Raw genomic sequence first — 24,239 nt, forward strand, 5'->3', positions numbered from 1 at the left:
CGTCACGGCGGGTGTCTGCAGCAGCGCCCGCCTGCCCGGCCATACTCCCCGCCCGATTCCACCGGAACGCGCCGGGCGACGCGACCGATGAAGCGTACTCCGGCTGCCGGCCGCCGATCCAATGAGTTATGCTGAACTGCGTTATAAGCAGCGCTCATATCACGACGATGGATCTCACCCTGCTCCGCGCGTTTGCGACGGTCGCGCGCGAAGGCAACCTGACGCGCGCCGCCGCGCAACTGCACCTGACGCAGCCGGCCGTCAGCCTGCAGATCAAGCATCTGCAGGAAACGCTCGGCGTCACGCTGTTCACGCGCACGTCGCGCGGGCTCGCGCTCACGCGCGACGGCCAGACGCTGCTGCCGCACGCGGAACGCGCGCTCGCCGCGGCCGCCGACGTGCAGCGCGCCGCTGCTGCGCTGCGGCACGAGGTGCGCGGCCGGCTGCGGATCGGCACGATCCTCGATCCGGGCTTCCTGCGGCTCGGCGGCTTCCTGCGCGCGCTGGTCGAGACCCATCCGCAGATCGAAACCGCGCTGCGGCACGGGATGTCGGGCTGGGTGATCGAACAGGTGCGCGCACAGGCGCTCGACGTCGGCTACTACATCGGCCGGCCGGGCGAGGACGATCAGCTCGACGGCGCGCTGTTCCACACCGTCACGCTCACGCATTTCCAGTACCGCGTGCTCGCGCCGGCCGGCTGGAAGGAGCGCGTGCAGCGCGCGCACGACTGGCGCGCGCTCGCCGCGCTACCGTGGATCTGGACGCCGCCGGCGTCCGCGCATCACCGGCTGCTGTCGCGGCGCTTTGCGGAAGCCGGCGCGCAGCCCGTGAAGGTCGCCGAGGTCGACCAGGAGCAGTCGATGCTCGACCTCGTCAAATCGGGCATCGGGTTGACGCTCGCGCGCGACTCGACCGCGCTGGCCGAAGCGCACGCGCACGCGCTGACGATCGTCGAACGCGTGACGGTGCCGACCGAACTGACGTTCGTGACGCTCGCCGAGCGGCGCGACGAGCCGGCGATCGCGGCCGCGCTGCGGCTGATCGAAGCCCAGTGGGCGATATGAGCGATGCTGATGAAGGCGCGGCCGCCACACGCCGGGCGCCGGCGTCGCGCGCAACACGCGTCATCTCGCCGCCCCCTGCCCGTCGTCATGCCGCCGTCCCCGCCTTTTTGCTAGATTGAGCGTTCGCACACCGCGAGACCCCGATTGAAGGAGACCCGCATGGCCCGCAACATCGAGATCAAAGCCCGCGCCCGCGAATTCGACCAGCTGCGCGAACGCGCGGCGACGCTCGCGGCCGAAGCACCGTTGTTCTACCGCCAGCAGGATTTCTTCTATGACGTGCCGCGCGGCCGGCTGAAGCTGCGCCGCTTCGAGGACGGCACGCCGGCCGAACTGATCTTCTACCAGCGCGACGACCGCGACGGCCCGAAGGCGTCGTACTACACGCGCAGCCCCGTGACGAATCCCGACGCGATGCACGCGCTGCTCGCGACCGCGCTGACCACGCGCGGGATCGTGACGAAAGAACGGCACGTGTACCTCGCGGGCCGCACGCGCATCCACCTCGACCGCGTCGACGGCCTCGGCGACTTCATCGAACTGGAAGTCGTGCTCGGCCCCGACGACGACGAAGCCGGCGGCGAAGCCGAAGCGCACGACGTGTTCACGAAGCTCGGCGTGTCGCAGGACGATCTGGTCGCGGTCGCGTACGTCGACCTGCTGAACGCCGACACGCCGCACGAAGCGGCCTGATCCGGCCCCGCCGGCGACGGTGCGGCACGCGCCGCCTGGGGCCGGTTCCCGCTGATAGCAGGCTTGCTCTGGCCGCCGCGTCACGCGGCGCCGGGCGCCAGGTGGGCGAGCGGCAGCGCGCCGTTGCGTTTGAAGGTCGTCAGCACGATGTTCGAGCGCACGCTGTCGACGCCCGGCACGCGCATCAGCTTCTTCATCACGAACTGCGACAGCGCGTTCAGGTCGGGCGCGACGATTCGCAGCAGGTAGTCGGCATCGCCCACCACCGCATGGCATTCGAGCACTTCCGGCAGCACGTCGATCTGCTGCTGGAACTGCTCGATGATCGAATCGCCGTGGTGCTTGAGCTTCAGGCTCGTGAACGCGGTGACGCCGAGCCCGAGCTTTTCGGGCCGCAGCATCACGCGGTAGCCTTCGATCACGCCGGCCGCCTCGAGCCGCTGCAGCCGCCTGCCGATCTGCGACGGCGACAGCGGCACCTCCTCGCCGAGCTGCTGATGCGTCGCGCGACCGAAGCGCTGCAGCACGTCCAGCAGCGCGAGATCGAAGTGATCAAGTTCCAGCATGAGCATTCTCCGCATTGATTCGTGATTTGATGCGAGATTATCGCATCACCAGGCAAATCAACGCCAACTTTGCGCCCATTCCGCGCGCAGGCCGCTCTACACTTGCATGGTTCCCAACCACAGCGTGCAGAGCCTGATCATGTCCACCGTCGTCACCGCGAAACTGCAGGAGCAGTTCGACGCGGGCCTCGAAACCCGCGCAGATTTCACCATCGACCAGCCGCTCGAACGCTACGGCCAGGTCGACCATGCGGTGTGGAAGCAGCTCTATGCACGCCAGTCGGCGCTGCTGCGCGGGCGCGCCTGCGACGCGTTCGTCGCGGGGCTCGGCAAGATCGACCTGCCGGCCGATCGCGTACCGTCGTTCGCGGACGTGAACCGCCAGTTGAAGCCCGCGACGGGCTGGGAGATCGTCGCCGTGCCGGGCCTCGTGCCAGACCGCGTATTCTTCGGGCATCTCGCGAACCGGCGTTTTCCGGTCACCTGGTGGATGCGCCGTCCCGACCAGCTCGACTACCTGCAGGAACCCGACTGCTTCCACGACCTGTTCGGCCATGTGCCGCTGCTGATCGACCCGGTGTTCGCCGATTACATGCAGGCGTACGGCCGCACCGCGCTCGCGGTCGCCGACGACGAAGCGGCGCTTGCGCGGCTCGCTCGCCTCTACTGGTATACAGTTGAATTCGGGCTGATCCGCGACCCGCGCGGCACGAACGGGCTGTCGATCTACGGCGCCGGGATCGTGTCGAGCAAGGGCGAGAGCCTGTACAGCCTCGAAAGCGCGGCGCCGAACCGGCTCGGCTTCGACCTCGAACGCGTGATGCGCACGAAATACCGGATCGACACGTTCCAGAAGACCTACTTCGTGATCGACGATTTCGCGCAGCTGTTCGCGCTCGCCGACGTCGACGGCCGCGCGCTGGCCGACCGGCTCGCGGCGCTGCCCGAATTCGCGGCCGGCGCGGTGCTCGATACCGACCGCGTGCTGCATCGCGGCACGGGCGAAGGCTGGCCCGACGACGCCGACGCGTAACGCGCCAGCGCGCGCCGGATGCCGGATGGCCGTCCCCGGATGCCCGTCCCCGGATGGCCGTCCCACAACTATGAAACAATGACCGGTGCCGGCTGCGCCGCGCGGCGCAGCCGCGCACGAGCGCCGTTACCGAACGAGAGGTGCAAGATGATCCACAAGCTCACATCAGAAGAACGCAAGACCCGGCTCGAAGGCCTGCCGCTCTGGACGGCCGTGCCGGGCCGCGACGCGATCCAGCGCAGCCTGCGCTTCGCCGATTTCAACGAAGCGTTCGGCTTCATGACGCGCGTCGCGATCAAGGCGCAGGAAATGAACCACCATCCTGAATGGTTCAACGTGTACAACCGCGTCGACATCACGCTGTCGACCCACGACGCCGACGGCCTGACCGAACGCGACATCGAACTCGCGCTGTTCGTCGACCGCACCGGCGCGCACGCGCAACCGGCCGCCTGAGCCCTTCCTCTGCCGCCGCGCGTCTTTCGGCGCGCGGGCGTCAACTTTTCATTTCGCTGAACGTTTTCTAGGATGTAGTCAGCGAAAGCCTTCAGCTTTCCAAGCCATCCTTAAGCCGCACGTAAGTCTCGTATGCTTTCCGCGCCTTGGGGTCCAAACCTTCCAGTTGCAGCGCGCTTTCGCGCTGTACAATCAGCAGCGCATACGGCTTGGAGAGCGCGCTGGCCTCTTCGCAGAGCTTGAGTTCGTCGCCGCTCGACGGCGAGCGGGCGCGCCAGAAATTGATCGCGGCTTCAAGGTCGTTGATCGAAATATCGGACATGATTGGATTTAATCGTTCGCTGGCCGCCATGCTTGATGTCACGCGATGCGGCGCCCCTGTGGAAACGGCTTCGTGCTGTCCGCGTGCCTGAACCGCCAACCCATTGTACTTGAGCGAACTTCATGCGACTCCTTCTGATCGAAGACGACCGCCCCATCGCACGCGGTATCCAGAGCAGCCTCGAGCAGGCTGGCTTCACCGTCGACATGGTGCATGACGGCATTTTTGCCGAACAGGCGCTGGCACAAAACCGCCACGAACTCGTGATCCTCGATCTCGGCCTGCCGGGCATCGACGGAATGACGCTGCTCACGCGCTTCCGCCAGACCAACCGCCACACGCCCGTGATCGTGCTGACCGCACGCGACGAGCTGAACGACCGGATCCAGGGCCTGAACTCGGGCGCCGACGACTACATGCTCAAGCCGTTCGAGCCGGCCGAGCTCGAAGCGCGCATCCGCGCGGTGATGCGCCGCAGCGGCCCGCACAGCGACATGCCGCGTCCGGAAGTGTCGCTCGGCGGCGTCCGCCTGTCGGGCGTCGACCGCCGCATCTTCAACGACGACAAGCCGCTCGAACTGTCACCGCGCGAATTCGCGGTGCTCGAGATGCTGCTGCTGCGTCACGGCCGCGTCGTCAGCAAGGCCCAGTTGCAGGATCACCTCACGCATTTCGGCGGCGATCTCGGCGATACCGCGATCGAAGTCTATGTGCACCGCGTGCGCAAGAAACTCGAGCAGTGCCGCGTCGAAATCGTCACGGTGCGCGGTTTCGGCTACCTGCTGCAGGAAATCCGCCAGACAGCGAGCGTCTGAGCGGCCGAGCGCCGGCCGGCCGTGTGCCGCCGGCGTATGCGCGCTGCTCCGCGTCGCCGCCCGGCGCACGACCGCGCCGCTCCTCGTGAGCGGCGCTTATCCATTTGCCCGTCGAAATGTCTCCTGATCCGGCTGTGACCACCAGCCTGCGCCGCTCGCTGCTCCGGCGCCTCGCCGCACCGCTGTCGATGCTCGCGCTGATGAGCGGCCTGATTGCCTACTGGCTCGCGTGGCAATACACGCAGCACGTGATCGACCGCTCGCTCGCCGATCTCGCGACCGCCATCTCGAAACAGATCCAGATCGCCGGCCCCGATGCGCCGTTCACGGTGCCGCCGCTCGCGCAGGCGATGTTCTCCGATCCGGCCGAAGCGCTGATCTACCGGATCAGCGACGGCGAACAGGAACTCGCCGGCGATCCGAAGCTGCCGCTGCGAGGCATCAACGTGCGCCGCATGCATCACGCGTACGTGTTCGAGGCCGAGTACGACAACCGTGCGGTGCGCGTCGCGCAGGTGCGCGTCGACGATGTCGAAGGCGGCAAGCCGATGGTCGTCGAGGTCGCTCAGCCGGTGCGGCATCGCTACCGGATCGCGGCCGAATTCCTCGTCGCGATCATGATGCCGTTGCTGCTGCTGCTGCTCGCGGGCTGGGGCATCGTGTGGCGCGTCGTGAACCAGCAGCTCGGCCCGCTCACGCATCTCGCCGATTCGCTGAACCGGCAGACTCACACGTCGCTGGAACCGGTCGACGAAACCGAGGTACCGCTGGAGATCCGGCCGCTGACGAGCGCGATGAATGCGCTGCTCGGCCGCCTGAAGACCGCGCTCGACGCGCAGCGCAAGTTCATCGCCGATGCCGCGCACCAGTTGCGCACGCCGCTCACGGCCGTGAAGCTGCATGCGGAGCAGGCAGCCGTCGCACGCGACCCGCACCAGACCTTCGCCGCGGTGCGCGAACTGCGCGCGGCCGCCGACCGCGCGGTGCGGCTGTCGAACCAGTTGCTGTCGCTCGCGCGTGCGGAGCCGGGCGAACAGGCCGCGCGGTTCGTCGACGTCGACCTCGCGGCGATGGCGTTCGAAACGGGTGCCGAGTGGGTGCCGCGTGCGCTCGCGTCGCATGTCGACCTCGGCTTCCAGCGCAGCGACGACCCCGGCGACGACGAGAAGCTGATGGTGCGCGGCAACCCCGTGCTGCTGCGCGAGGTGATCGCGAACCTGCTCGACAATGCGCTGAAATACGTGCCGCTCGCGCGGCCGGACGGCGCGCGGATCACGGTGAACGTCGCGCGCAGTGCGCTCGAAGACGGCCAGCCGGCCGCCGAGATCGTCGTCGAGGACAACGGCCCGGGCGTACCCGCTAACCAGCAGGCCGACCTGTTCAAGCGCTTCTTCCGCGGCGACGCGCAAAGCGGCAACGGCGTCGAGACGGGCGCCGGGCTCGGCCTCGCGATCGTGCACGACATCATCGCGATGCATGGCGGCACCGTATCGTACGAGGATGCGTCGGAAGGCGGTTCGCGCTTCGTGGTTCGGGTGCCGCTCGCCCAGCGCACGGAGAAACCGGCCAGCGAAACGCCGGCCACCGCGTCGGCGCATTGAGCGATTCCCCGGGCGATTCGCGTCGGGCGAGCGACCGTTGCCGGGCCGCCCGACGGATAAGGAAACGGGAAGGACTGCCGCGCAATTCGACAGCCGTCTGCTGAATCGGCCGCGCACGATGCGCCGCCGCCGGCTTCACTTCTTGTTTTTCTTGTCCTTCGCTCCGGACTCGGACTTGCCGTCCTTCTTGTCCTTCTTCTTTTTCTTCTTCTCGCCGTCATCCGACGTCGCGAGCAGCGTGCCGCGGCACGAAGCCGCGCCGCAATGGCATGCGTATTCGCGCTTGAGCTTCTTCGTCAGCTTCGCATCGATCACGAGGCCGTAGTCGTAGAACAGCTCCTCTTCCGGCCCGATGTCGCGCAGCGCGTGGATATACACGCGGCCCTTGACCTCCTCCGCTTCGCAGTTCGGCGCGCACGAATGGTTGATCCAGCGCGCGCTGTTGCCGTCGATCTTGCCGTCGATCACGCCGCCTTCGTCCAGTGCGAAGTAGAACGTATGGTTCGGCTCGCTCGGATCGTGCGGATGGCGACGCAGCGCTTCCTTCCACGAAATTCGCTCGCCTTTGTATTCCACTACGCGTTCGCCGGCCCTGATCGGCGCCACCGCAAACACGCCCTTGCCGTGTACACCCGAGCGGCGCACCGCGATCCTGCGTGAACTCATCGAACGAATCCTTGTGAAGACGAATGAATGGAAGACGGCCGCGATCGCGGCCCGGCGCGCGCCAAACGAAAACGCGGCACCGGTCGGTGCCGCGTCGGGGCATGCGGCGAATCACCCGCATCCTACACGTTCGATATTGCTTCGTTCAACATCGCGCGCAATATTGCGCGCTTGACGCTTCAACGCTGGCCGAACGCGATGTCGCCGAACAACGCCTTGTGCTCGCGCGGCTGCGAGCGCCAGTACTGCGGCGGCGCCGTCACCTGCGCGCCGAGCTCGGCCGCCGCATGCCACGGCCAGCGCGGGTCGTACAGCATCGCGCGCGCCATCGCGACGAAATCGGCATCGCCCGCCTCGATGAGCCGGTTTGCATGCGCGGGCTCTTTGATCAGGCCGACCGCCACCGTCGGCATCCCGACCGCGCGCTTCACGGCCTGCGCGAACGGCACCTGGTAGCCGGGCGACAGCGGAATCTTCTGCAGCGGCGACACCCCGCCGGACGACACGTCGATCCAGTCGCAGCCGCGGCGCTCCAGTTCGTGCGCAAACGCGATCGTGTCGTCGAGCTCCCAGCCGCCTTCGACCCAGTCGGTCGCGGACACGCGTACGCCGACCGGCCGGTCTTCCGGAAACGCCGCACGCACGATCTCGAAGATCTCGAGCGGAAAACGCATCCGGTTTTCGCGCGAGCCGCCGTATTCGTCGGTGCGCCGGTTCGCGAGCGGCGACAGGAACTGGTGCAGCAGGTAGCCGTGCGCCGCATGCACTTCGATCGCGTCGATGCCGAGCCGCGCGGCACGCTTCGCGGCAGCCGCGAACGCATCGCGGATCCGGTTCAGGCCCGCGGCGTCGAGCGCGAGCGGCGGCGTCTCGCCTTCCTTGTGCGGTACGGCCGACGGCCCGTGCGGCAGCCAGCCGCCGTCGGCGACGGACACGAGCTGACCGCCCTGCCAGGGCACGTCGCTTGATGCCTTGCGCCCCGCATGCGACAACTGCATCGCGATGCGGACCGGCGAATGCTTGCGGATCGCGGCCAACACGGGCTTCAGCGCGGCTTCGGTCACATCGTCCCAAAGGCCGAGGTCGCCGTGCGTGATGCGCCCGTCGGGCTCCACCGCAGTCGCCTCGATGCAAAGCAGGCCCGCGCCCGACAGCGCGAGATGGCCGAGGTGAATCATGTGCCAGTCGGTCGCTTCGCCGCGTTCGGCCGAATACTGACACATCGGGGAGATCACGATCCGGTTCGGAAGGGTCACGCCGCGCAGCGTGAACGGGGAAAACAGCGCAGTCATGGAGGCCACTCGCCTGGAAAGGGAAAGAGCGGACGAGCGTAGCACGCAGGCTTGAAGCGTGCAGATGGCGCGATCGGCAGTAAGCGGATGGTCAGGTACGGCCGGCAGCAGGTTGCCGGCGCGGCGGGACATGCGTTGCAAGCAGCGATGCGCCGGCCTGCAACGGATGCGGGCCGGGCCAAGGATTCGCGGCGAACGGCGCCGCCCGCGGCGTCAGAGCCCGATGCTGTCGAGCCACTCCGCGAACATGCGCCGCGCGGCCGTCTCGAGCGCGGGGCCGTGCTGCGCTGTATCGGCACGCAACTGACGGGCGTCGATGCCCGGCGTCGCCGCGATTTCGCCGGCGTTCCCGATCAGCCACGGTTCGAAGCGGTCGGCGCGGATTTCCGGATGGCACTGCAGCGCCAGCACGTGCTGCCCCCATGCGAATGCCTGGTGGCGGCAGGCCGGCGTCAACGCGAGATGGATCGCGCCGCCCGGCAGGTCGAACGTATCGCCGTGCCAGTGCAGCATCGAAGTCGCCGCGCCATCGAGATGGCGCAGCGGCGACGCGCGACCGGCATCGGTGAGCGTCAGCGGCGCCCAGCCGAGTTCGTGCTGCGCAGCCGGATAAACGCGCGCGCCGAGCGCACGGGCGATGAACTGCGCGCCGAGGCAGATGCCGAGGATCGGCAGCCCCGCGTCGATGCGCTGGCGCACGAGCGCCGCGAGCGGTGCGATCGTCGGATACTGCGCATCGTCGTACACGCTGAGCGGCCCGCCGAGCACGACGAACAGCGACGGCTGGAGCACGTCGAGCACCTCGAACCGCGACGACCCGACGTCTACATAGCGCACCCGCCGGCCCCGTTCGCCGAGCACCTGCTCGAAGCTCCCGAGATCCTCGAAATGCACATGGCGGATCGCCACGACTTCAGCGTTCATCATCGGCCTCCCGGTCGATCGACGGACGTCAGCCTGCGAAAATCTTCCAGGTCTTCTTCTGCGTCGCCGCGTCGGCTTCTTCCTGCACCGAGCAGTCGAGACGCAGGTCGCTGTCGGACATCGAGATGTCGAGCGCCGCGCAGTAATGCACGGTCTTCTTCGACAGCTTGCCCGGCTGGAAGTGGGCGCACGTCAAGCACATGCGCTGCGGCGGCGTCGCGCCGGCCACCTGCAGCTCGCGCAGCGTCTTCAGCAGCGCGCGATACAGTGCGCCCTGCTCGTCCGCGCCGAGCTTGCCGACCGCTTTCGTCAGGAATTCAGGCCATTGCAGCGCCTTCTTCGCGGCCGTGCGGCCACGGGCCGACAGGCGCACGGCCAGTGCGCGGCCGTCGTCCAGCGCACGACGCTTCTCGACAAGCCCCTTCGTCTCGAGCGTGCTGACCGCATCGCTCGTGGTCGCCGCGGTGAGCTGCGTCTCGCGCGCGATCTCGCCGAGCCGCATCGGGCCCTTGCGCTGCAGCAGCAGCACGAGAATTTCGCCCTGCGTCGGCGTCAGGCCCGCGCCTTCCGCCCAATCCCATGCCTGGCTTCGCATGGCCGTACTCAACCGCAGCAGGCTGTGGGTGACACGTCCCGAAGCCTGGTTCCCGTAAACGCCTTCGCTCATAGTCTTTTCGCTTTGCCGCCGCCCGGAATGCCGAGCGGCCGTAGTGTGGAGATCGAATGTCCATCTCAAAACAGACGCGCTCTTGCGAGTGCGTCAGCACGGCCGTCGCGAGGCACACGCGGCGGTCGCATTCGCGGCGACCGGTGAGACACGCGTCGTTCCGGTGTCCGCAAAGCCGACATTCTAAGCGAGAGCGGAAAATCGCACAGCTAAGTTATCCCCTGCATTCTGTGGAAAATCACTGGATAACTGAATTTTTTCGTTGTGCCTGCAATGCCGCGCACCCGCTGAACGGGCTGCGCCGGCATTTTCCTGTTCGGATCGGCCATCGGGTGAATGGCAATGATCCACCGGGTTATCCCGCCCGCAGATCGTTGACTTTGCAGAGGAATGTCGGGTTATCCACAGATTTTCAGGGCGACTGGCAACGATTTCGGCCTGAAACCGGGCCGGCCGTCGTTCAGCGAATCGCGACGCGGTCGAGCCTGTAATCTGCAAAACATTTTTTCATTCACGCCAGCGTAAGCACTGCTGCCGGACCGTTTCGTTCAGCGATTTTTCCTGTTTGAAAACGGTTCTCAACCACGATGCGTCGTTCACGCGCGCCTTGGCAAGCGCGCCGATCTCGTCGAGCGCCGCGCGCGAACCGAGCGCGGCCGCATGCGGCGCGATCCGGTCGAGCGTGTCGAGGATGTCTTCCGCGATCGTGCGGCGTTCACCCGTCTGAGGATTCACGCAGGTGCCCTCGAGCCCGAAACGGCACGCTTCGAAACGGTTGAACGTATAGACGAGGTAATCGTCCTCCGACAGCTTCAGCGGCCGGTCGGTCAGCAGGTAGCGCGCGAGCGTCTGGATGTAGCAGGCAATCGCCGCCGCGCGGTCGACCGACAGCGGCGTATCCATCACCCGCACCTCGATCGTCCCGTAGCCGGGCTTCGGGCGGATGTCCCAGTAGAAGTCCTTCATCGAGTTGACGACGCCCGTGTTCACCATCTTCATGAAGTACTCCTCGAAGCTGTCCCAGGTCAGCACGAACGGCGCGCGGCCCGACAGCGGGAACGCGAACACCGAATTCAGGCGTGCCGAATGGAAGCCGGTGTCGACGTTCTGCACGAACGGCGACGACGCGGACAGCGCGATGAAGTGAGGAATGAAGCGCGACATCGAGTGCAGCAGGAACAGCGCGCTGTCGGGATCGGGACAGCCGATATGCACGTGCTGGCCGAACACGGTGAACTGTTTGGCCAGATAGCCGTACAGCTCGGAGATGTACTGGAAGCGCGGCGCATCGTAGATCTGCCGGTCGCTCCATTGCTGGAACGCGTGCGTGCCGCCGCCGGCGAGCCCGACGTTGAGCTGGTCGGCCGCCTTCACGAGCACGTCGCGGATCGCATGCAGCTCGCTGACCGCCTGCTCGTGCGAATGGCAGATGCCGGTCGACAGCTCGATCATGCTCTCGGTGATTTCCGGCGTGATGTTGCCCGGAAAGGTCTCGCCCTGGATCAGGCGCATCAGGTCGGATGCAGCCTTGGTCAGGTCGTAGTTGTGCGTGTTGACGACCTGGATCTCCAGTTCGACGCCGAACGTGAACGGTTCGGAATTGACGAAGGTTTCGAGTGCCATGGCAGGTTCCGGAATCAGTTGCTGTCGCTGCGTTCGCCGACCGCCGACAGGCAGCGGTAGACGACGAACGGGCTGACGAGCTGCAGGATCACGATCGTGCACATCACGATCGCGCGCAGGTGCGGGTCGAAATTCGGATAGAGCTGGTAGGTATCGTCGACGAGCAGGTACGACAGCGCGGACATCGGCGTCAGCGCGATGCCGAGCGCGACGCCCTGCTTCATCCCGATGCCGCTCGGCTTCGCGAACGCGACGACGCCGGCCAGCTTCGCGACGAGCCGCGTGACGATCAGCACGATCGCGAGCAGCCCGCCGAGCGCGATGTCGCCCCACGTGAACGACGTGAGCGTCAGCACGAACAGGACCACCGTCAGCAGCCAGCCGGCCGTGCCGAAATGCTCGGGCCACAGCTGCGGACGCGCTTCGAGGTTCTTCACGATGATGCCCGCGAGCAGCAGCGTGAGCAGCGTCGACAGCTTCAGCGCCTGTGCCACCGCGATCGCCAGCATCACGAGCCCGAACAGCGCGACGAACGAATGCTCGTCGCGCATCGTCGACGTCATGTGGCGGAACAGGAAATTGCACGAACGCGCGACGAGATACGCGACGAAGAACGAACCGGCGATCAGGTAGAGCGGCTGCAGGATCGTCGCGAACACGTTGCCGTACGCTTCCTGGTGCAGCCAGCTCGTGACGAGCTTGGTCAGCACGATCGCGTACACGCTGTTGAGCGCCGTGAGCGTGATGAGGCGCTGCGACACCTGCCCTTCCGCGCGCAGTTCGGTCTTGAGCTGGATCACCATCGACGGCGACGTCGCGATCGCGATCGCCGACAGCACGAGCGCAACCATTCCCGACACGCCGAGCGCAAGCATCACGAACAGCACGAGCACGAACGTCAGCGTGGCTTCCGCGAGACTCGACGCGACGAGCCACGGATTGCGCCGGATCCAGCGCAGGTCGAGGCGGCTGCCGAGCTCGAACAGCAGCAGGCCGAGCGCGACGTCGATCAGCAGCCGCGACGTTTCGTCGGTGCTTGCGTCGATCACGCCGAATCCGAACGAACCGGCGACGAGACCGATTACCGCATAACCGGTGATGCGCGGCAAGCGCCATGCGCGATAGCACAGTTCGCCACACAGGCCGGCCGCGAACAGCGCGAGCCCGGCCCAGAACACGGCATCCGGCGCGAGCGGCCAGTTGGGCAGAAATGAGAACGCCGACTTCATCGTGGTGACTTCTCCTTTGGAAGCGACCGCCAGCGACGCGGGGTCAAGCGTCAGAAATGGATGCGCGCCGGCTGGGTATCGCCCCGAATGTGATTGTTGTGGTCGACGACGGCGGGACATGGGGTCCGCCTGTTCCGCCATCCGGCGGAAAGTCGCACAGGTTGCCGATCTGGATTGTCGGCCTGGTGTGTGAACGGACTGCGCAGTCTCGAAGATTCAGATTCGAAATCGTGCCGACCGTTCCATTGAAGCTTGTCCGGCGCCTGGCCGGACGAACGCGAAGGAAACCGATTGTGCCACAGCTTTTTCGGTCTGGAACCCATTGAATACGACTCGCGGCGCTGTGCGGCACCACAGGCCTTTGGTTTCAAAGGTTTACCTGTATATATACGTAGTAGAAGTTAACAAAGGACCCACAGTTCTGTGGATAACTTCGGTTTACGCTGACGGATCAACGTGTTGGCGAAACCATAACCCGTTGCACAGGCTGTTCGTGCACAGAAGTTTGAGATGAGTAACTTCGGGGCCGTTTCACAGCTGTGCCAAGTTGCCCAGTTTACGTCCACTGTGATTACACACGAAGTGCGTGTGGATTTCGCAAGGTTATCCACAGCACCGGGTGGATAACCTTGCGCAGGGAAATCGGGAAACTGTGAGCGATTCGCGCGGCCGATCAGCCGGCCGAACCGATGCGGCGTGCGCGCAGTGCGCGGATCAGGAAGCGTGCGGGATCGACGGCTTCGGCGAGTTCGCGCTCGAGCGGCCATGGCTCGCCTTCGAGTTGCGATGCGATCAGTTCGGCGCCGAGCGCGGCCCACACGAGGCCGCGCGAGCCAAAGCCGAATGCGCCGTAGAGGCCGGGCGTGCGCGGCAGGTCGCGCGCCTTTGCGCCGCTCAGCGCGCGTGCGTTCGCGACGGCCTGCGCTTCGTCCGCGAGCGGGCCGATCAGCGGCAGACGATCGGCGACGACCCAGCGGAATGCAACGCGGCCGCGCAGCGTGTCGAGATCCGGAACGTCGCCGATCAGGCCCGGCAGCAGGTGCCGCACGCGGTCAAGGTTTTCGACGTGGCCGGCCGCGCGCATCGCCGGATCGACGTCGTCGGGTTCGAATGTCGCGCCGATCAGCAGCGTGCCGTCGTCGAGCGGCACTGCGTAACCGTCGCCGATCGCCGGGCACGGCAGCGGCGCCGTGCTGCCGGGCGGCAGCAGCGTGAGCTGGCCGCGCACCGGTTGCAGCACGACATGCTGCAGCCCCGCGAGACGCACGGCGTCGCCCGCGTTCGCAAGCACGACGACGGGCGCTTCGGCCAGCGTGCCGCCCGTCGAATCAAGCGCATGCCATGTGTCGCCCCGCCGCTCGAGCCGCGCGACGCCGGTGGACGCGAGCAAGCGCACGCGTTCGCCGGCCGCCGCGCATTGCGCCGCGCACAGCCCGGCCGGCCAGACGGCGCCGCCATGCGGAAACAGCAGGCCGCCATGCGCGACCGGCAGGTTCAGATGCGCGCGCGCGGCATCGGTATCGAGCAGCGACGCATAGTCGGACGGCGCGCCGAACGCATCGAATGCATCGCGCATCCGCGCGAAGTCGTCGGTCGATTCGGCGAGATGGATCATCCCGTGCGTGCTGCGCGCGAACGCATGGCCCGCGCGTTCGAGTGCGCGCCAGCGTGCGATCGCGTGCAGGAAGCCGCTGCGCGTGAGCCGGCTTGCGACGTTGTCGTCGCGTGTCATCAGCGGATGGAATACGCCGGCCGGATTGCCCGACGCTTCGCTTGCGATCCGTTCGTGCCGCTCGATCAGCGTGACGTCCCAGCCGCGCGCGGCCAGGCGTTCGACGACCGCGCAGCCGGCCAGGCCCGCGCCGATCACGATCGCGCGGCGTGCCGCAACGGGCAGTGCGCGCGGCGGCTCGTGCCGGCGCGCACGCCAGCGCGGCGCATATTCGCCGACGAGCGAATCGTCGACTTCACGATACGTGAAACCCGATTCGCCGAGTGCGTGTTTCACGGCGCCGGAATTCGCATGCGTTGCAAACGTCGCGCCTTCGCCGGCGATTTTTGCGAGCGCACGAACCACGTCGGTCGCGCGGAGATCCTCGTCGTTCGACGACGTGAAGCCGTCAAGATAGAACGCATCGGCGCGCGCGACGAGCCTGGTCAGCATGTCGACTGCATCGCCGAACGCGAGCGTGAGCACCACGCGCCCTGCGTCGAATTCCAGCCGGTGCAGGCCCGGCACGAGCATCGGCCAGGCGTCGACCATTGCGTCGACGTCGGCCGATATGGTTGTGTTCGCAACGATATGCGAAACCGCGCGGCGCAGGTCATCGCGCGAGAACGGATGCGGCTCGACTGCGACGAAATGCAGCCGCTCGCAGCGCGCCGGATCGTCGCGCCACGCGGCCCATGTCGCGAGGAAGTGGCTGCCCGCGCCGAATCCCGTCGCGACGATCGTGAACGTGCGGCGGCCTTGCCAGCGCGCCGGCAGCCCGTTGCCGGAGACGCACAGGTGATGCGCAAGCGCACCTGATGCGCGGCGATGGAGGTCGCCGTACTCGGGCGAAACGAGCGTGCCGTCGTCGCGAAGTGCGAGCGTGGCGGGAACAAGTCGGTCGGGCATGCGAAACAAAAAACGTGGCAGCCAAGCCTGGCAAGGGATTGCGCGGGGTCGTCCGAGCGGCCGTTGGAAAAAGCCAACGGGGCGGCGCACGGGCGGACCGCGCTGCGTATCCTGTCCGGTTGGCGCAGGTCAAAAAACGGGCAATCGACGATTCATTCGGCGAAATACTGATGAAAATCTTTGAAACCCTTGTCGTTATTGGGTTTGCGCTGCGCTATCATAGCAACGCCGTACCGCGGGGTGGCCGCCGGCAAGCCGGAGGGCGCGTCGCGCGGGCCAGGATTCGGCGCTGTGTCGTCGGAGTCTGACTCTCGACGGCACGGTTCGCGCACGTATAATCGGCGCGTTCGCGCTGTTCGTGTCAACCTAACCTGATAAAGGAACCTTAATGAACAAACAGGAACTGATCGACGCCGTCGCCGCCCAAACGGGCGCTAGCAAGGCTCAAACCGGCGAAACGCTGGACACGCTGCTCGAAGTCATCAAGAAGGCCGTGTCGAAGGGTGATGCGGTTCAGCTGATCGGCTTCGGCAGCTTCGGTTCGGGCAAGCGCGCAGCACGTACGGGCCGCAACCCGAAGACCGGCGAAACCATCAAGATCCCGGCAGCCAAGACGGTCAAGTTCACGGCTGGCAAGGCGTTCAAGGACGCCGTCAACAAGCGTTAAACCAGCGCCTGTTCCAGAAAAAAACCCGCCTTTCGGCGGGTTTTTTGTTGGGCGCGCGCGGCATTTTCGCCACAGTCCGCGCCGCTCTTGCAAGATTTAACGGTTGTTTTTACAAGCCGTTACCATGCCGTTACGCGTGCACGATTTGGGTGTCGCCGTGATCGTCGTCGTCGTGCGAATCGACATCCCACGCCGGGAACGGATCGTCGAATGCGCTCCATCCTGCCGCGCCGACGGCGAATTCCGCATCGGTCAGCAGGCACGCGTCGAGTTTCTCGCGCCATGAATCTGCATCGAGCGCGATGCCGATCAGCACGAGCTCCTGCCGGCGATCGCCGACCGTGCGATCGTCGAGATCGCCGTGCCATTCGGCGCGGATTTCGGCGAGCAGCTCGTCGTCGTCCGGCCATTCCGCGCGATCCTGCGCGGCCCACCAGAGACCGGCCGGGCCATGCCGGCATACGCCGCCCGCCTGCGACAGCGAGCCCGCGATGTCGTTGCGCGTCGCGAGCCAGAAGAAGCCTTTGCTGCGCAGTACGCCCGGCCACTCCTGGTGCAGCAGCGCCCAGAGTCGTGCCGGATGGAACGGCCGGCGCGCGCGGTAAACAAAATTGCCGATCCCGAATTCGTCGGCTTCGCCGTGCACGTGCGCATGATGTTCGTCATGGCAGTCGGGGTCGTCGCAATGCGTATGATCGTGATCGAGCGACGCGAGCCAGCCCGGCGCATTCGCGGCCTCGTCGAAATCGAAGCGGCCCGTGTTCAGCACTTCGTCGAGCGGCACGTTGCCGAACGTCGACACGACCTGGTGCGCGCGCGGATTGAGCCGCGCGAGGATGTGCTGCAGACGCGCGAGTTCGTCCGCGCCGACGAGGTCGGCCTTGTTGATCACCAGCACATCGCAGAATTCGATCTGCTCGATCAGCAGTTCGACGAGCGTGCGATCGTCTTCTTCCGATGCGGCGATGCCGCGCGTCGCGAGTGCGTCGTCGGAGCCGTAGTCGCGCAGGAAGTTGTACGCATCGACCACGGTGACGAGCGTGTCGAGCCGCGCGATTTTCGACAGCGACTCGCCGTCGTCGTCGACGAACGTGAAGGTTTCGGCGATCGGCATCGGCTCAGCGATACCGGTCGATTCGATCATGATCGCGTCGAAGCGGCCTTCGGACGCGAGATTGCGGATCTCGACGAGCAGGTCGTCGCGCAGCGTGCAGCAGATGCAGCCGTTCGACATTTCGATGAGGCGTTCCTCGACGCGCGACAGCGCCTGCGCGTCGCGCACGAGCGACGCGTCGATGTTGACCGCCGCGAGATCGTTGACGATCACGGCGACTTTCAGGCCTGCACGGTTCGCGAGGACGTGATTGAGCAGCGTGGTCTTGCCGGCGCCGAGGAAGCCGGACAGCACGGTGACGGGCAACGGCTGGTTCATTGCGGTACACACCAACGGAAAAGATGAAAAAGCGGCCGCGGCGCCCTTCCGGGGCGCGATCGGCCCGCGGACGGGCGAACTTGCGGCGTGAGCCCGCATTGTGCATCAAACGCGCGCCGGGCGGCCGGCGCCGCGTCAGGCCGCGATGCGGCGCGGCGTCATGGCGCGGGCGGCAGCAGCTTCCATTGCGTCAGGATGCCGGCGATCTGCCGCGCGTACTTGTCGCGCAGCGACGGCGTTTCGGAATGGTAGGCGCCGACGGCCTGCCACGTGTTGCCGTAGCGGTTCATCTTCTGTTTCAGATGCCACGCGGCGATGTATACGTTCTTGCACGGCTCCATCAGCGTGCCGCGGTCGATCCCGTAGCGCGACAGCGTCGACAGGTGGACCGAATTGATCTGCATCAGGCCGTAGTCGATCGAGCCGTTCGTGTTCTTGTTCAGCGCGCCGGGCCGGTTACGCGATTCCTGCCACGCGATCGCGCGCAGGATCAGCGGATTGACCTGCTGGTATCTGGCAGCTTCGTCGAAACAATCCGCGCGAGCGTTTGCGCTGGCGAACCACACGCCGGCGGCAATCCACGCAATCGAAGCGAACCGTCTGTTCATGGGGCAAAAACCAAAAGGAATTGCGCGAGGATCGGGAAAACCCGTGCCTGTTATTCGTGCGGCGAGAAACGTGTCGCCCGTATCATACCGACAGTCCGTCAGGTTGCGACATGCGGAAATACGACAGCCGGGTTATACCGCATTTCCGTGTCGGTTCATCTCGAGACGGGGGCGATGGCCGGCATGCCGGTATGGTACCGAATCTTACATATCACATACGACTCGCCCGATACATGTCGTATATGAGACAGTCTTCGGATCAATGTGATATTTCGGACATGAAAAACTGCTAATGTCGCCTTTTTCGGACTTGGATCCCAGCACTACCGCCGGAAGCGGCCTGAGCCGGCATCGACCCATTCATCCATGACAAGAAATCGCTTCGTTATGCGGCGCATTGCCACGACCCTCGTCGTCGCCGGCATCATCGTCTCGCAGGCCGCCTACGCTCAGGTCACGCTCAACTTCGTGAATGCGGATATCGACCAGGTCGCGAAAGCGATCGGCGCCGCAACCGGCAAGACCATCATCGTCGACCCCCGCGTGAAGGGGCAGCTCAACCTCGTTGCCGAACGTCCGGTGCCGGAAGACCAGGCGCTGAAGACGCTGCAGTCGGCGCTGCGCATGCAGGGCTTCGCGCTCGTGCAGGATCACGGCGTGCTGAAGGTCGTGCCCGAGGCCGACGCGAAGCTGCAGGGCGTGCCGACCTATGTCGGCAATGCGCCGCAGGCGCGCGGCGACCAGGTGATCACGCAGGTGTTCGAGCTGCACAACGAATCGGCGAACAACCTGCTGCCCGTGCTGCGGCCGCTGATCTCGCCGAACAACACGGTGACGGCCTACCCGGCGAACAACACGATCGTCGTGACCGACTATGCGGACAACGTGCGCCGCATCGCGCAGATCATCGCGGGCGTCGACAGCGCCGCGGGCGCGCAGGTGCAGGTCGTTCCGCTGCGCAACGCGAACGCGATCGACCTCGCCGCACAGTTGCAGAAAATGCTCGATCCGGGCGCGATCGGCAACAGCGATGCAACGCTGAAGGTGTCGGTCACGGCCGACCCGCGCACCAACTCGCTGATGCTGCGCGCGTCGAGCGCATCGCGCCTCGCGGCCGCGAAGCGCCTCGTGCAGCAGCTCGACGCGCCGAGCGCGGTGCCCGGCAACATGCACGTCGTGCCGCTGCGCAACGCCGATGCGGTGAAGCTCGCGAAGACGCTGCGCGGGATGCTCGGCAAGGGCGGCAGCGACAGCGGCTCGTCGGCGTCGTCCAACGATGCGAACAGCTTCAACCAGAGCGGCGGCTCGTCGTCGAGCGGCAACTTCTCGACCGGCACGTCCGGCACCCCGCCGCTGCCGTCGGGCGGCCTCGGCGGCTCGTCGTCCTCATCGTCGGGGTACGGCGGCTCGTCGGGCGGTGGCGGTCTCGGCTCCGGCGGCCTGCTCGGCGGCGACAAGGAGAAGAGCGACGACAACCAGCCGGGCGGGATGATCCAGGCCGATGCGGCGACCAACTCGCTGATCATCACCGCGTCCGATCCGGTTTACCGGAACCTGCGCTCGGTGATCGACCAGCTCGACGCGCGGCGTGCGCAGGTCTATATCGAAGCGCTGATCGTCGAGCTGAACTCGACGACGCAGGGCAACCTCGGCATCCAGTGGCAGGTGGCGAGCGGCCAGTTTCTCGGCGGCACGAACCTGAACCCCGGGCTGGGCCTGGGCAACAGCATCGTCAACCTGACGGCGGGCGGCGTGACCAACGCCACCGGCGGGATCACCGGAGGCGGGCTGGCTTCCAATCTCGGGGCGTTGAGCCAAGGCCTCAACATCGGCTGGCTGCACAACATGTTCGGCGTACAGGGGCTTGGCGCGTTGCTGCAGTATTTCGCGGGCGTGAGCGACGCGAACGTGCTGTCAACGCCGAACCTGATCACGCTCGACAACGAGGAAGCGAAGATCGTCGTCGGCCAGAACGTGCCGATCGCGACCGGTTCGTACTCGAACCTGACGAGCGGCACGACGAGCAACGCGTTCAATACCTACGACCGTCGCGACGTCGGCCTGACGCTGCACGTGAAGCCGCAGATCACCGACGGCGGGATCCTGAAGCTGCAGCTGTACACGGAGGATTCGGCGGTCGTCAGCGGCACCACCAACGCGCAGACCGGCCCGACCTTCACGAAGCGCTCGATCCAGTCGACGATCCTCGCGGACAACGGCGAGATCATCGTGCTCGGCGGCTTGATGCAGGACAACTACCAGGTGTCGAACAGCAAGGTACCGCTGCTCGGCGACATCCCGTGGATCGGCCAGTTGTTCCGTTCGGAATCGAAGCAGCGCCAGAAGACCAACCTGATGGTGTTCCTGCGCCCGGTGATCATCTCCGACCGCAGTACCGCACAGGAAGTCACGGCCAACCGCTACGACTACATCCAGGGCGTGACGGGCGCATACAAGTCGGACAACAACGTGATCCGCGACAAGGACGATCCGGTCGTCCCGCCGATGCCGCTCGGCCCGAGCCAGGGCGGTACGCCGGCCGGGAACCTGTTCGATCTCGACAAGATGCGCCGCCAGCAGATGCAGCGCCAGGTGGCGCCGGTCCCGGCCCAGCCGTTGCCGGAGCAGACGCCCGCGCAGCCGCAGAGCGTGCCGCAGCAGGCGGTGCCGCAACAGCCGCTGACCGCCCCGGGAGCCTCGCAGTGAGCGACGTGCCCGCATCTTCCGCCCACGACGGCGCGCCGGGCGACCGGCAGCCGCCGTCGCCGCTCGCCGCGCGCCTGTTGCCGTACGGCTTCGCGAAGAGCGGCCAGGTGCTGATCGCGCACCAGCTCGACGACACGCTCGAGGTGTGGATCAGCGAACGCACGAGCGACGCCGCGCTCGCGGAGATCGCGCGCAACTTCGGCTCGATTTCCGTGCACCGCGTGCCGGCCGACGAGCTCGCGCAGGCGATCAACCAGGCATACGCGCGCCAGGACGGCAGCGCCGCGCAGGTGGTCGGCGAGGTCGAAGGCGAAGTCGATCTGTCGCGGCTGATGCAGGACATCCCCGAGGTCGAGGATCTGCTCGAATCGGAAGACGACGCGCCGATCATCCGGATGATCAACGCGCTGCTCACGCAAGCGGCGCGCGAACAGGCATCGGACATTCACATCGAGCCGTTCGAGAATTCGTCCGTCGTGCGTTTTCGCGTCGACGGCACGCTGCGCGACGTCGTGCGCCCGAAGAAGGCGCTGCACGGCGCACTGATCTCGCGGATCAAGATCATGGCGCAGCTCGACATCGCGGAGAAACGGCTGCCGCAGGACGGTCGCATCACGCTGCGCGTCGGCGGCCGGCCGGTCGACGTGCGCGTGTCGACGCTGCCGACCGGGCACGGCGAGCGCGCGGTGCTGCGTCTGCTGGAAAAGGATGCGAAGCGCCTGAACCTCGAAGCGCTCGGGATGGGCCGCGACACGCTCGTCCAGTTCGACAAGCTGATCGCGCGACCGCACGGCATCGTGCTCGTCACGGGCCCGACGGGCTCGGGCAAGACGACGACGCTGTATGCGTCGATGTCGCGGCTCGAAACCGCGACGACCAACATCATGACCGTCGAGGACCCGATCGAATACGACCTCGGCGGCATCGGCCAGACGCAGGTGAACGAGCGGATCGGGATGACCTTTGCCCGCGCGCTGCGCTCGATCCTGCGCCAGGATCCGGACGTGATCATGATCGGCGAAATCCGCGACCTCGAAACCGCGCAGATCGCGGTGCAGGCGTCGCTGACGGGCCACCTCGTGCTCGCGACGCTGCACACGAACGATGCGGCATCGGCCGTCACGCGTCTGACCGACATGGGCGTCGAGCCGTACCTGCTCGCATCGTCGCTGCTCGGCGTGCTCGCGCAGCGCCTGGTGCGGCAGCTCTGCCCCGTCTGCAAGGAAGAGCGGCACGAGGATGGCCGCACGCTGTGGCATCCGGTCGGCTGCGACAAGTGCGGGCATTCGGGCTACGCGGGCCGGCGCGGTGTATATGAACTGCTGCTGGTCGACGACTCGATCCGCTCGCTGATCCATCGCAACGCGGCCGACGCGGAGATTCTGGCCACCAGCCGCGCGGAAGGGATGCGCACGCTGCGCGACGACGCCGAACGCTGGCTCGCGGCCGGCGCGACGTCGCTCGAGGAAGTGCTGCGCGTGACGGGAGGCGCATAGCGCGATGCCGGCATTCCGTTTCGAAGCGATCGATGCGGCGGGACACGCGCAGAAAGGCGTCGTCGATGCCGACAGCGCGCGTGCCGCGCGCGGCCAGTTGCGCACGCAGGGGCTCACGCCGCTCGTCGTCGAGCCGGCCGCCAGCGCGACGCGCGGCGCGCGTACGCAGCGGCTCGCGTTCGGCCGCAAGCTGTCGCAGCGCGAACAGGCGATCCTCACGCGCCAGCTCGCGAGCCTGCTGATCGCCGGGCTGCCGCTCGACGAGGCGCTCGGCGTGCTGACCGAGCAGGCCGAGCGCGACTACATCCGCGAACTGATGGCCGCGATCCGCGCCGAGGTGCTCGGCGGCCATTCGCTCGCGAATGCGCTGGGCCAGCATCCGCGCGATTTTCCGGAAATCTACCGCGCGCTCGTCGCGGCGGGCGAGCACACGGGCAAGCTCGGCATCGTGCTGTCGCGCCTGGCCGACTACATCGAACAGAGCAACGCGCTGAAGCAGAAGATCCTGCTGGCCTTCACGTATCCGGGCATCGTCACGCTGATCGCGTTCGGCATCGTCACGTTCCTGCTGAGCTACGTGGTGCCGCAGGTCGTCAACGTGTTTGCGAGTACGAAACAGCAGTTGCCGATCCTCACGGTCGTGATGATGGCGCTGTCGGAATTCGTGCGGCACTGGTGGTGGGCGATCCTGATCGCGGTCGCGCTGATCGTGTGGTTCGTGAAGGCGACGCTGTCGCGCGACGGGCCGCGGCTCGCGTTCGACCGCTGGGTGCTGACCGCGCCGCTCGCGGGCAAGCTCGTGCGCGGCTACAACACGGTGCGCTTCGCGAGCACGCTCGGCATCCTCACCGCGGCCGGCGTGCCGATCCTGCGCGCGCTGCAGGCGGCCGGCGAGACGCTGTCGAACCGCGCGATGCGCGCGAACATCGACGACGCGATCGTGCGCGTGCGCGAAGGCTCTGCGCTGTCGCGCGCGCTGAACAACGTGAAGACGTTTCCGCCGGTGCTCGTGCACCTGATCCGTTCCGGCGAAGCGACGGGCGACGTGACGACGATGCTGGATCGCGCGGCCGAAGGCGAAGCGCGCGAGCTCGAGCGCCGCACGATGTTCCTGACGAGCCTGCTCGAGCCGCTGCTGATCCTGGCGATGGGCGGCATCGTGCTCGTGATCGTGCTGGCCGTGATGCTGCCGATCATCGAGCTGAACAACATGGTGCAGTGACGGCCCCTGATGGTCGATGAGGCCGTCGCCGTTCAGCGCATGTAGATCGCGGGGGACGGCGTGTTCGCCGGAAGCTGGATTTCGGCGCGGGCGCCGTTGCGGTCGACGATGATCGAGCGGGGGCGGACTTCGGCGAGCTTCGCGCCGGGCGCGACCTCGGCACCGAGCGACACCGCGCGCGGCGGTTCGCCGCCGACGCCGATGATCGCGGCGGCGCCGCGCTGGAGCGCGAGGATGCCGAACAGGTGGATGTCCTGCACGGGATTCTTGTCGAGCTGACCGCCGAAGAGCGCCGCGGCGTCCTCGGTGCGGATCGGCGGCCGCGCGGCGGCGGCGGGCAGCGGCGCTTCGCGGGCCGACAGCGTGACGACCCAGTAGGTGGCCGTCGCGCACAAACCCGCGAAGAGGGCTAGGGAAAGGATCCGGATCGAGAGCGCGTTCATGCGCGCTATTGTACGGATGTATATGAAATTTGCGTTGGGTGAAAGCCCTCGGCGACGCGCGCCTTACAATGCGTGCTCCGCGCCCGCGGGT

22 protein-coding genes are annotated in these 24,239 nt (G+C 66.6%); 10 read left to right on the plus strand and 12 right to left on the minus strand.

Features of this window, described 5'->3' with window-relative positions; all coding sequences use genetic code 11:
• Nucleotides 1-167 precede the first annotated feature (167 nt).
• Nucleotides 168-1,067: a LysR family transcriptional regulator gene (locus AC3WLY_RS29850; RefSeq protein ID WP_072442645.1), complete on the plus strand. Its 900-nt coding sequence runs from the start codon at nucleotides 168-170 to the stop codon at nucleotides 1,065-1,067.
• A 159-nt stretch (nucleotides 1,068-1,226) separates the two neighbouring features.
• Nucleotides 1,227-1,760 carry a class IV adenylate cyclase gene (locus AC3WLY_RS29855; RefSeq protein WP_072442643.1) on the plus strand — a complete coding sequence of 178 codons (534 nt, stop codon included), beginning with the start codon at nucleotides 1,227-1,229 and terminating at the stop codon, nucleotides 1,758-1,760.
• A gap of 80 nt (nucleotides 1,761-1,840) precedes the next feature.
• On the opposite strand, the gene AC3WLY_RS29860 is transcribed toward AC3WLY_RS29855, so the two are convergent.
• The gene (locus AC3WLY_RS29860; protein ID WP_006408082.1) at nucleotides 1,841-2,326 is read right to left on the minus strand and encodes an Lrp/AsnC family transcriptional regulator; all 486 of its coding nucleotides are present in this window, start codon (nucleotides 2,324-2,326) and stop codon (nucleotides 1,841-1,843) included.
• A gap of 106 nt (nucleotides 2,327-2,432) precedes the next feature.
• Between AC3WLY_RS29860 and phhA the strand changes: the two genes are divergently transcribed.
• Both phhA and AC3WLY_RS29870 read left to right on the plus strand, forming a co-directional pair.
• Nucleotides 2,433-3,359 (plus strand): phenylalanine 4-monooxygenase, encoded by a 927-nt coding sequence (phhA, locus tag AC3WLY_RS29865; protein ID WP_310139224.1) that lies wholly within the window; start codon nucleotides 2,433-2,435, stop codon nucleotides 3,357-3,359.
• 78 nt (nucleotides 3,360-3,437) lie between these two features.
• Nucleotides 3,438-3,815 carry a 4a-hydroxytetrahydrobiopterin dehydratase gene (locus AC3WLY_RS29870; protein ID WP_492309650.1) on the plus strand — a complete coding sequence of 126 codons (378 nt, stop codon included), beginning with the start codon at nucleotides 3,438-3,440 and terminating at the stop codon, nucleotides 3,813-3,815.
• A 91-nt stretch (nucleotides 3,816-3,906) separates the two neighbouring features.
• Here the strand turns inward: AC3WLY_RS29870 and AC3WLY_RS29875 are convergent, their stop codons facing one another.
• Nucleotides 3,907-4,137: a DUF3717 domain-containing protein gene (locus tag AC3WLY_RS29875; protein WP_034183818.1), complete on the minus strand. Its 231-nt coding sequence runs from the start codon at nucleotides 4,135-4,137 to the stop codon at nucleotides 3,907-3,909.
• Between the two features lie 122 nt (nucleotides 4,138-4,259).
• On the opposite strand from AC3WLY_RS29875, the gene AC3WLY_RS29880 reads away from it, so the two are divergent.
• Nucleotides 4,260-4,952: a response regulator gene (locus tag AC3WLY_RS29880; RefSeq protein WP_006401494.1), complete on the plus strand. Its 693-nt coding sequence runs from the start codon at nucleotides 4,260-4,262 to the stop codon at nucleotides 4,950-4,952.
• 116 nt (nucleotides 4,953-5,068) lie between these two features.
• Complete coding sequence (locus tag AC3WLY_RS29885) at nucleotides 5,069-6,553, plus strand: sensor histidine kinase (protein ID WP_425131997.1); 1,485 nt, start codon at nucleotides 5,069-5,071, stop codon at nucleotides 6,551-6,553.
• A gap of 135 nt (nucleotides 6,554-6,688) precedes the next feature.
• Here the strand turns inward: AC3WLY_RS29885 and AC3WLY_RS29890 are convergent, their stop codons facing one another.
• The 7 genes from AC3WLY_RS29890 to mnmC all read right to left on the minus strand — a co-directional run bounded on the left by AC3WLY_RS29890 (nucleotide 6,689) and on the right by mnmC (nucleotide 15,574).
• Nucleotides 6,689-7,219: an SET domain-containing protein gene (locus AC3WLY_RS29890; RefSeq protein WP_034183817.1), complete on the minus strand. Its 531-nt coding sequence runs from the start codon at nucleotides 7,217-7,219 to the stop codon at nucleotides 6,689-6,691.
• Between the two features lie 179 nt (nucleotides 7,220-7,398).
• A complete protein-coding gene (locus tag AC3WLY_RS29895) occupies nucleotides 7,399-8,511 on the minus strand; it encodes an NADH:flavin oxidoreductase/NADH oxidase (RefSeq protein WP_492309649.1) in 1,113 nt (370 codons plus the stop codon).
• A 213-nt stretch (nucleotides 8,512-8,724) separates the two neighbouring features.
• Complete coding sequence (locus AC3WLY_RS29900) at nucleotides 8,725-9,435, minus strand: glutamine amidotransferase (RefSeq protein WP_175962666.1); 711 nt, start codon at nucleotides 9,433-9,435, stop codon at nucleotides 8,725-8,727.
• A gap of 28 nt (nucleotides 9,436-9,463) precedes the next feature.
• Entirely contained in the window at nucleotides 9,464-10,102 is a 639-nt protein-coding gene (locus AC3WLY_RS29905) for a MarR family winged helix-turn-helix transcriptional regulator (RefSeq protein WP_175962665.1), read from the minus strand.
• 507 nt (nucleotides 10,103-10,609) lie between these two features.
• Nucleotides 10,610-11,725, minus strand: coding sequence for a YbdK family carboxylate-amine ligase (locus AC3WLY_RS29910; RefSeq protein WP_034183814.1), 1,116 nt, complete (start codon nucleotides 11,723-11,725; stop codon nucleotides 10,610-10,612).
• A 14-nt stretch (nucleotides 11,726-11,739) separates the two neighbouring features.
• Nucleotides 11,740-12,954, minus strand: a complete 1,215-nt coding sequence (locus AC3WLY_RS29915) for a cation:proton antiporter (RefSeq protein WP_175962664.1) — start codon at nucleotides 12,952-12,954, stop codon at nucleotides 11,740-11,742.
• 673 nt (nucleotides 12,955-13,627) lie between these two features.
• A complete protein-coding gene (mnmC, locus tag AC3WLY_RS29920; protein ID WP_492309648.1) occupies nucleotides 13,628-15,574 on the minus strand; it encodes a bifunctional tRNA (5-methylaminomethyl-2-thiouridine)(34)-methyltransferase MnmC2/FAD-dependent 5-carboxymethylaminomethyl-2-thiouridine(34) oxidoreductase MnmC1 in 1,947 nt (648 codons plus the stop codon).
• 388 nt (nucleotides 15,575-15,962) lie between these two features.
• On the opposite strand from mnmC, the gene AC3WLY_RS29925 reads away from it, so the two are divergent.
• A complete protein-coding gene (locus AC3WLY_RS29925; protein ID WP_006401505.1) occupies nucleotides 15,963-16,241 on the plus strand; it encodes an HU family DNA-binding protein in 279 nt (92 codons plus the stop codon).
• 130 nt (nucleotides 16,242-16,371) lie between these two features.
• Here the strand turns inward: AC3WLY_RS29925 and AC3WLY_RS29930 are convergent, their stop codons facing one another.
• Both AC3WLY_RS29930 and AC3WLY_RS29935 read right to left on the minus strand, forming a co-directional pair.
• Nucleotides 16,372-17,673, minus strand: coding sequence for a GTP-binding protein (locus AC3WLY_RS29930; protein ID WP_492309647.1), 1,302 nt, complete (start codon nucleotides 17,671-17,673; stop codon nucleotides 16,372-16,374).
• Nucleotides 17,674-17,831: 158 nt separating this feature from the next.
• Entirely contained in the window at nucleotides 17,832-18,281 is a 450-nt protein-coding gene (locus AC3WLY_RS29935; RefSeq protein ID WP_072442622.1) for a lytic transglycosylase domain-containing protein, read from the minus strand.
• A 366-nt stretch (nucleotides 18,282-18,647) separates the two neighbouring features.
• Between AC3WLY_RS29935 and gspD the strand changes: the two genes are divergently transcribed.
• The 3 genes from gspD to gspF are packed head-to-tail and all read left to right on the plus strand — an operon-like array spanning nucleotide 18,648 to nucleotide 23,705.
• Entirely contained in the window at nucleotides 18,648-20,987 is a 2,340-nt protein-coding gene (gene gspD / locus AC3WLY_RS29940; RefSeq protein WP_175962661.1) for a type II secretion system secretin GspD, read from the plus strand.
• Complete coding sequence (gspE, locus tag AC3WLY_RS29945) at nucleotides 20,984-22,483, plus strand: type II secretion system ATPase GspE (protein WP_175962660.1); 1,500 nt, start codon at nucleotides 20,984-20,986, stop codon at nucleotides 22,481-22,483. The genes gspD and gspE overlap by 4 nt, the downstream gene beginning before the upstream one ends.
• A gap of 4 nt (nucleotides 22,484-22,487) precedes the next feature.
• Nucleotides 22,488-23,705, plus strand: a complete 1,218-nt coding sequence (gspF, locus tag AC3WLY_RS29950; RefSeq protein ID WP_175962659.1) for a type II secretion system inner membrane protein GspF — start codon at nucleotides 22,488-22,490, stop codon at nucleotides 23,703-23,705.
• 32 nt (nucleotides 23,706-23,737) lie between these two features.
• On the opposite strand, the gene AC3WLY_RS29955 is transcribed toward gspF, so the two are convergent.
• Nucleotides 23,738-24,148 (minus strand): type II secretion system protein N, encoded by a 411-nt coding sequence (locus AC3WLY_RS29955; RefSeq protein ID WP_152860492.1) that lies wholly within the window; start codon nucleotides 24,146-24,148, stop codon nucleotides 23,738-23,740.
• Nucleotides 24,149-24,239 lie beyond the last annotated feature (91 nt).

This window comes from Burkholderia sp. FW306-1C-G01B (assembly GCF_058781685.1).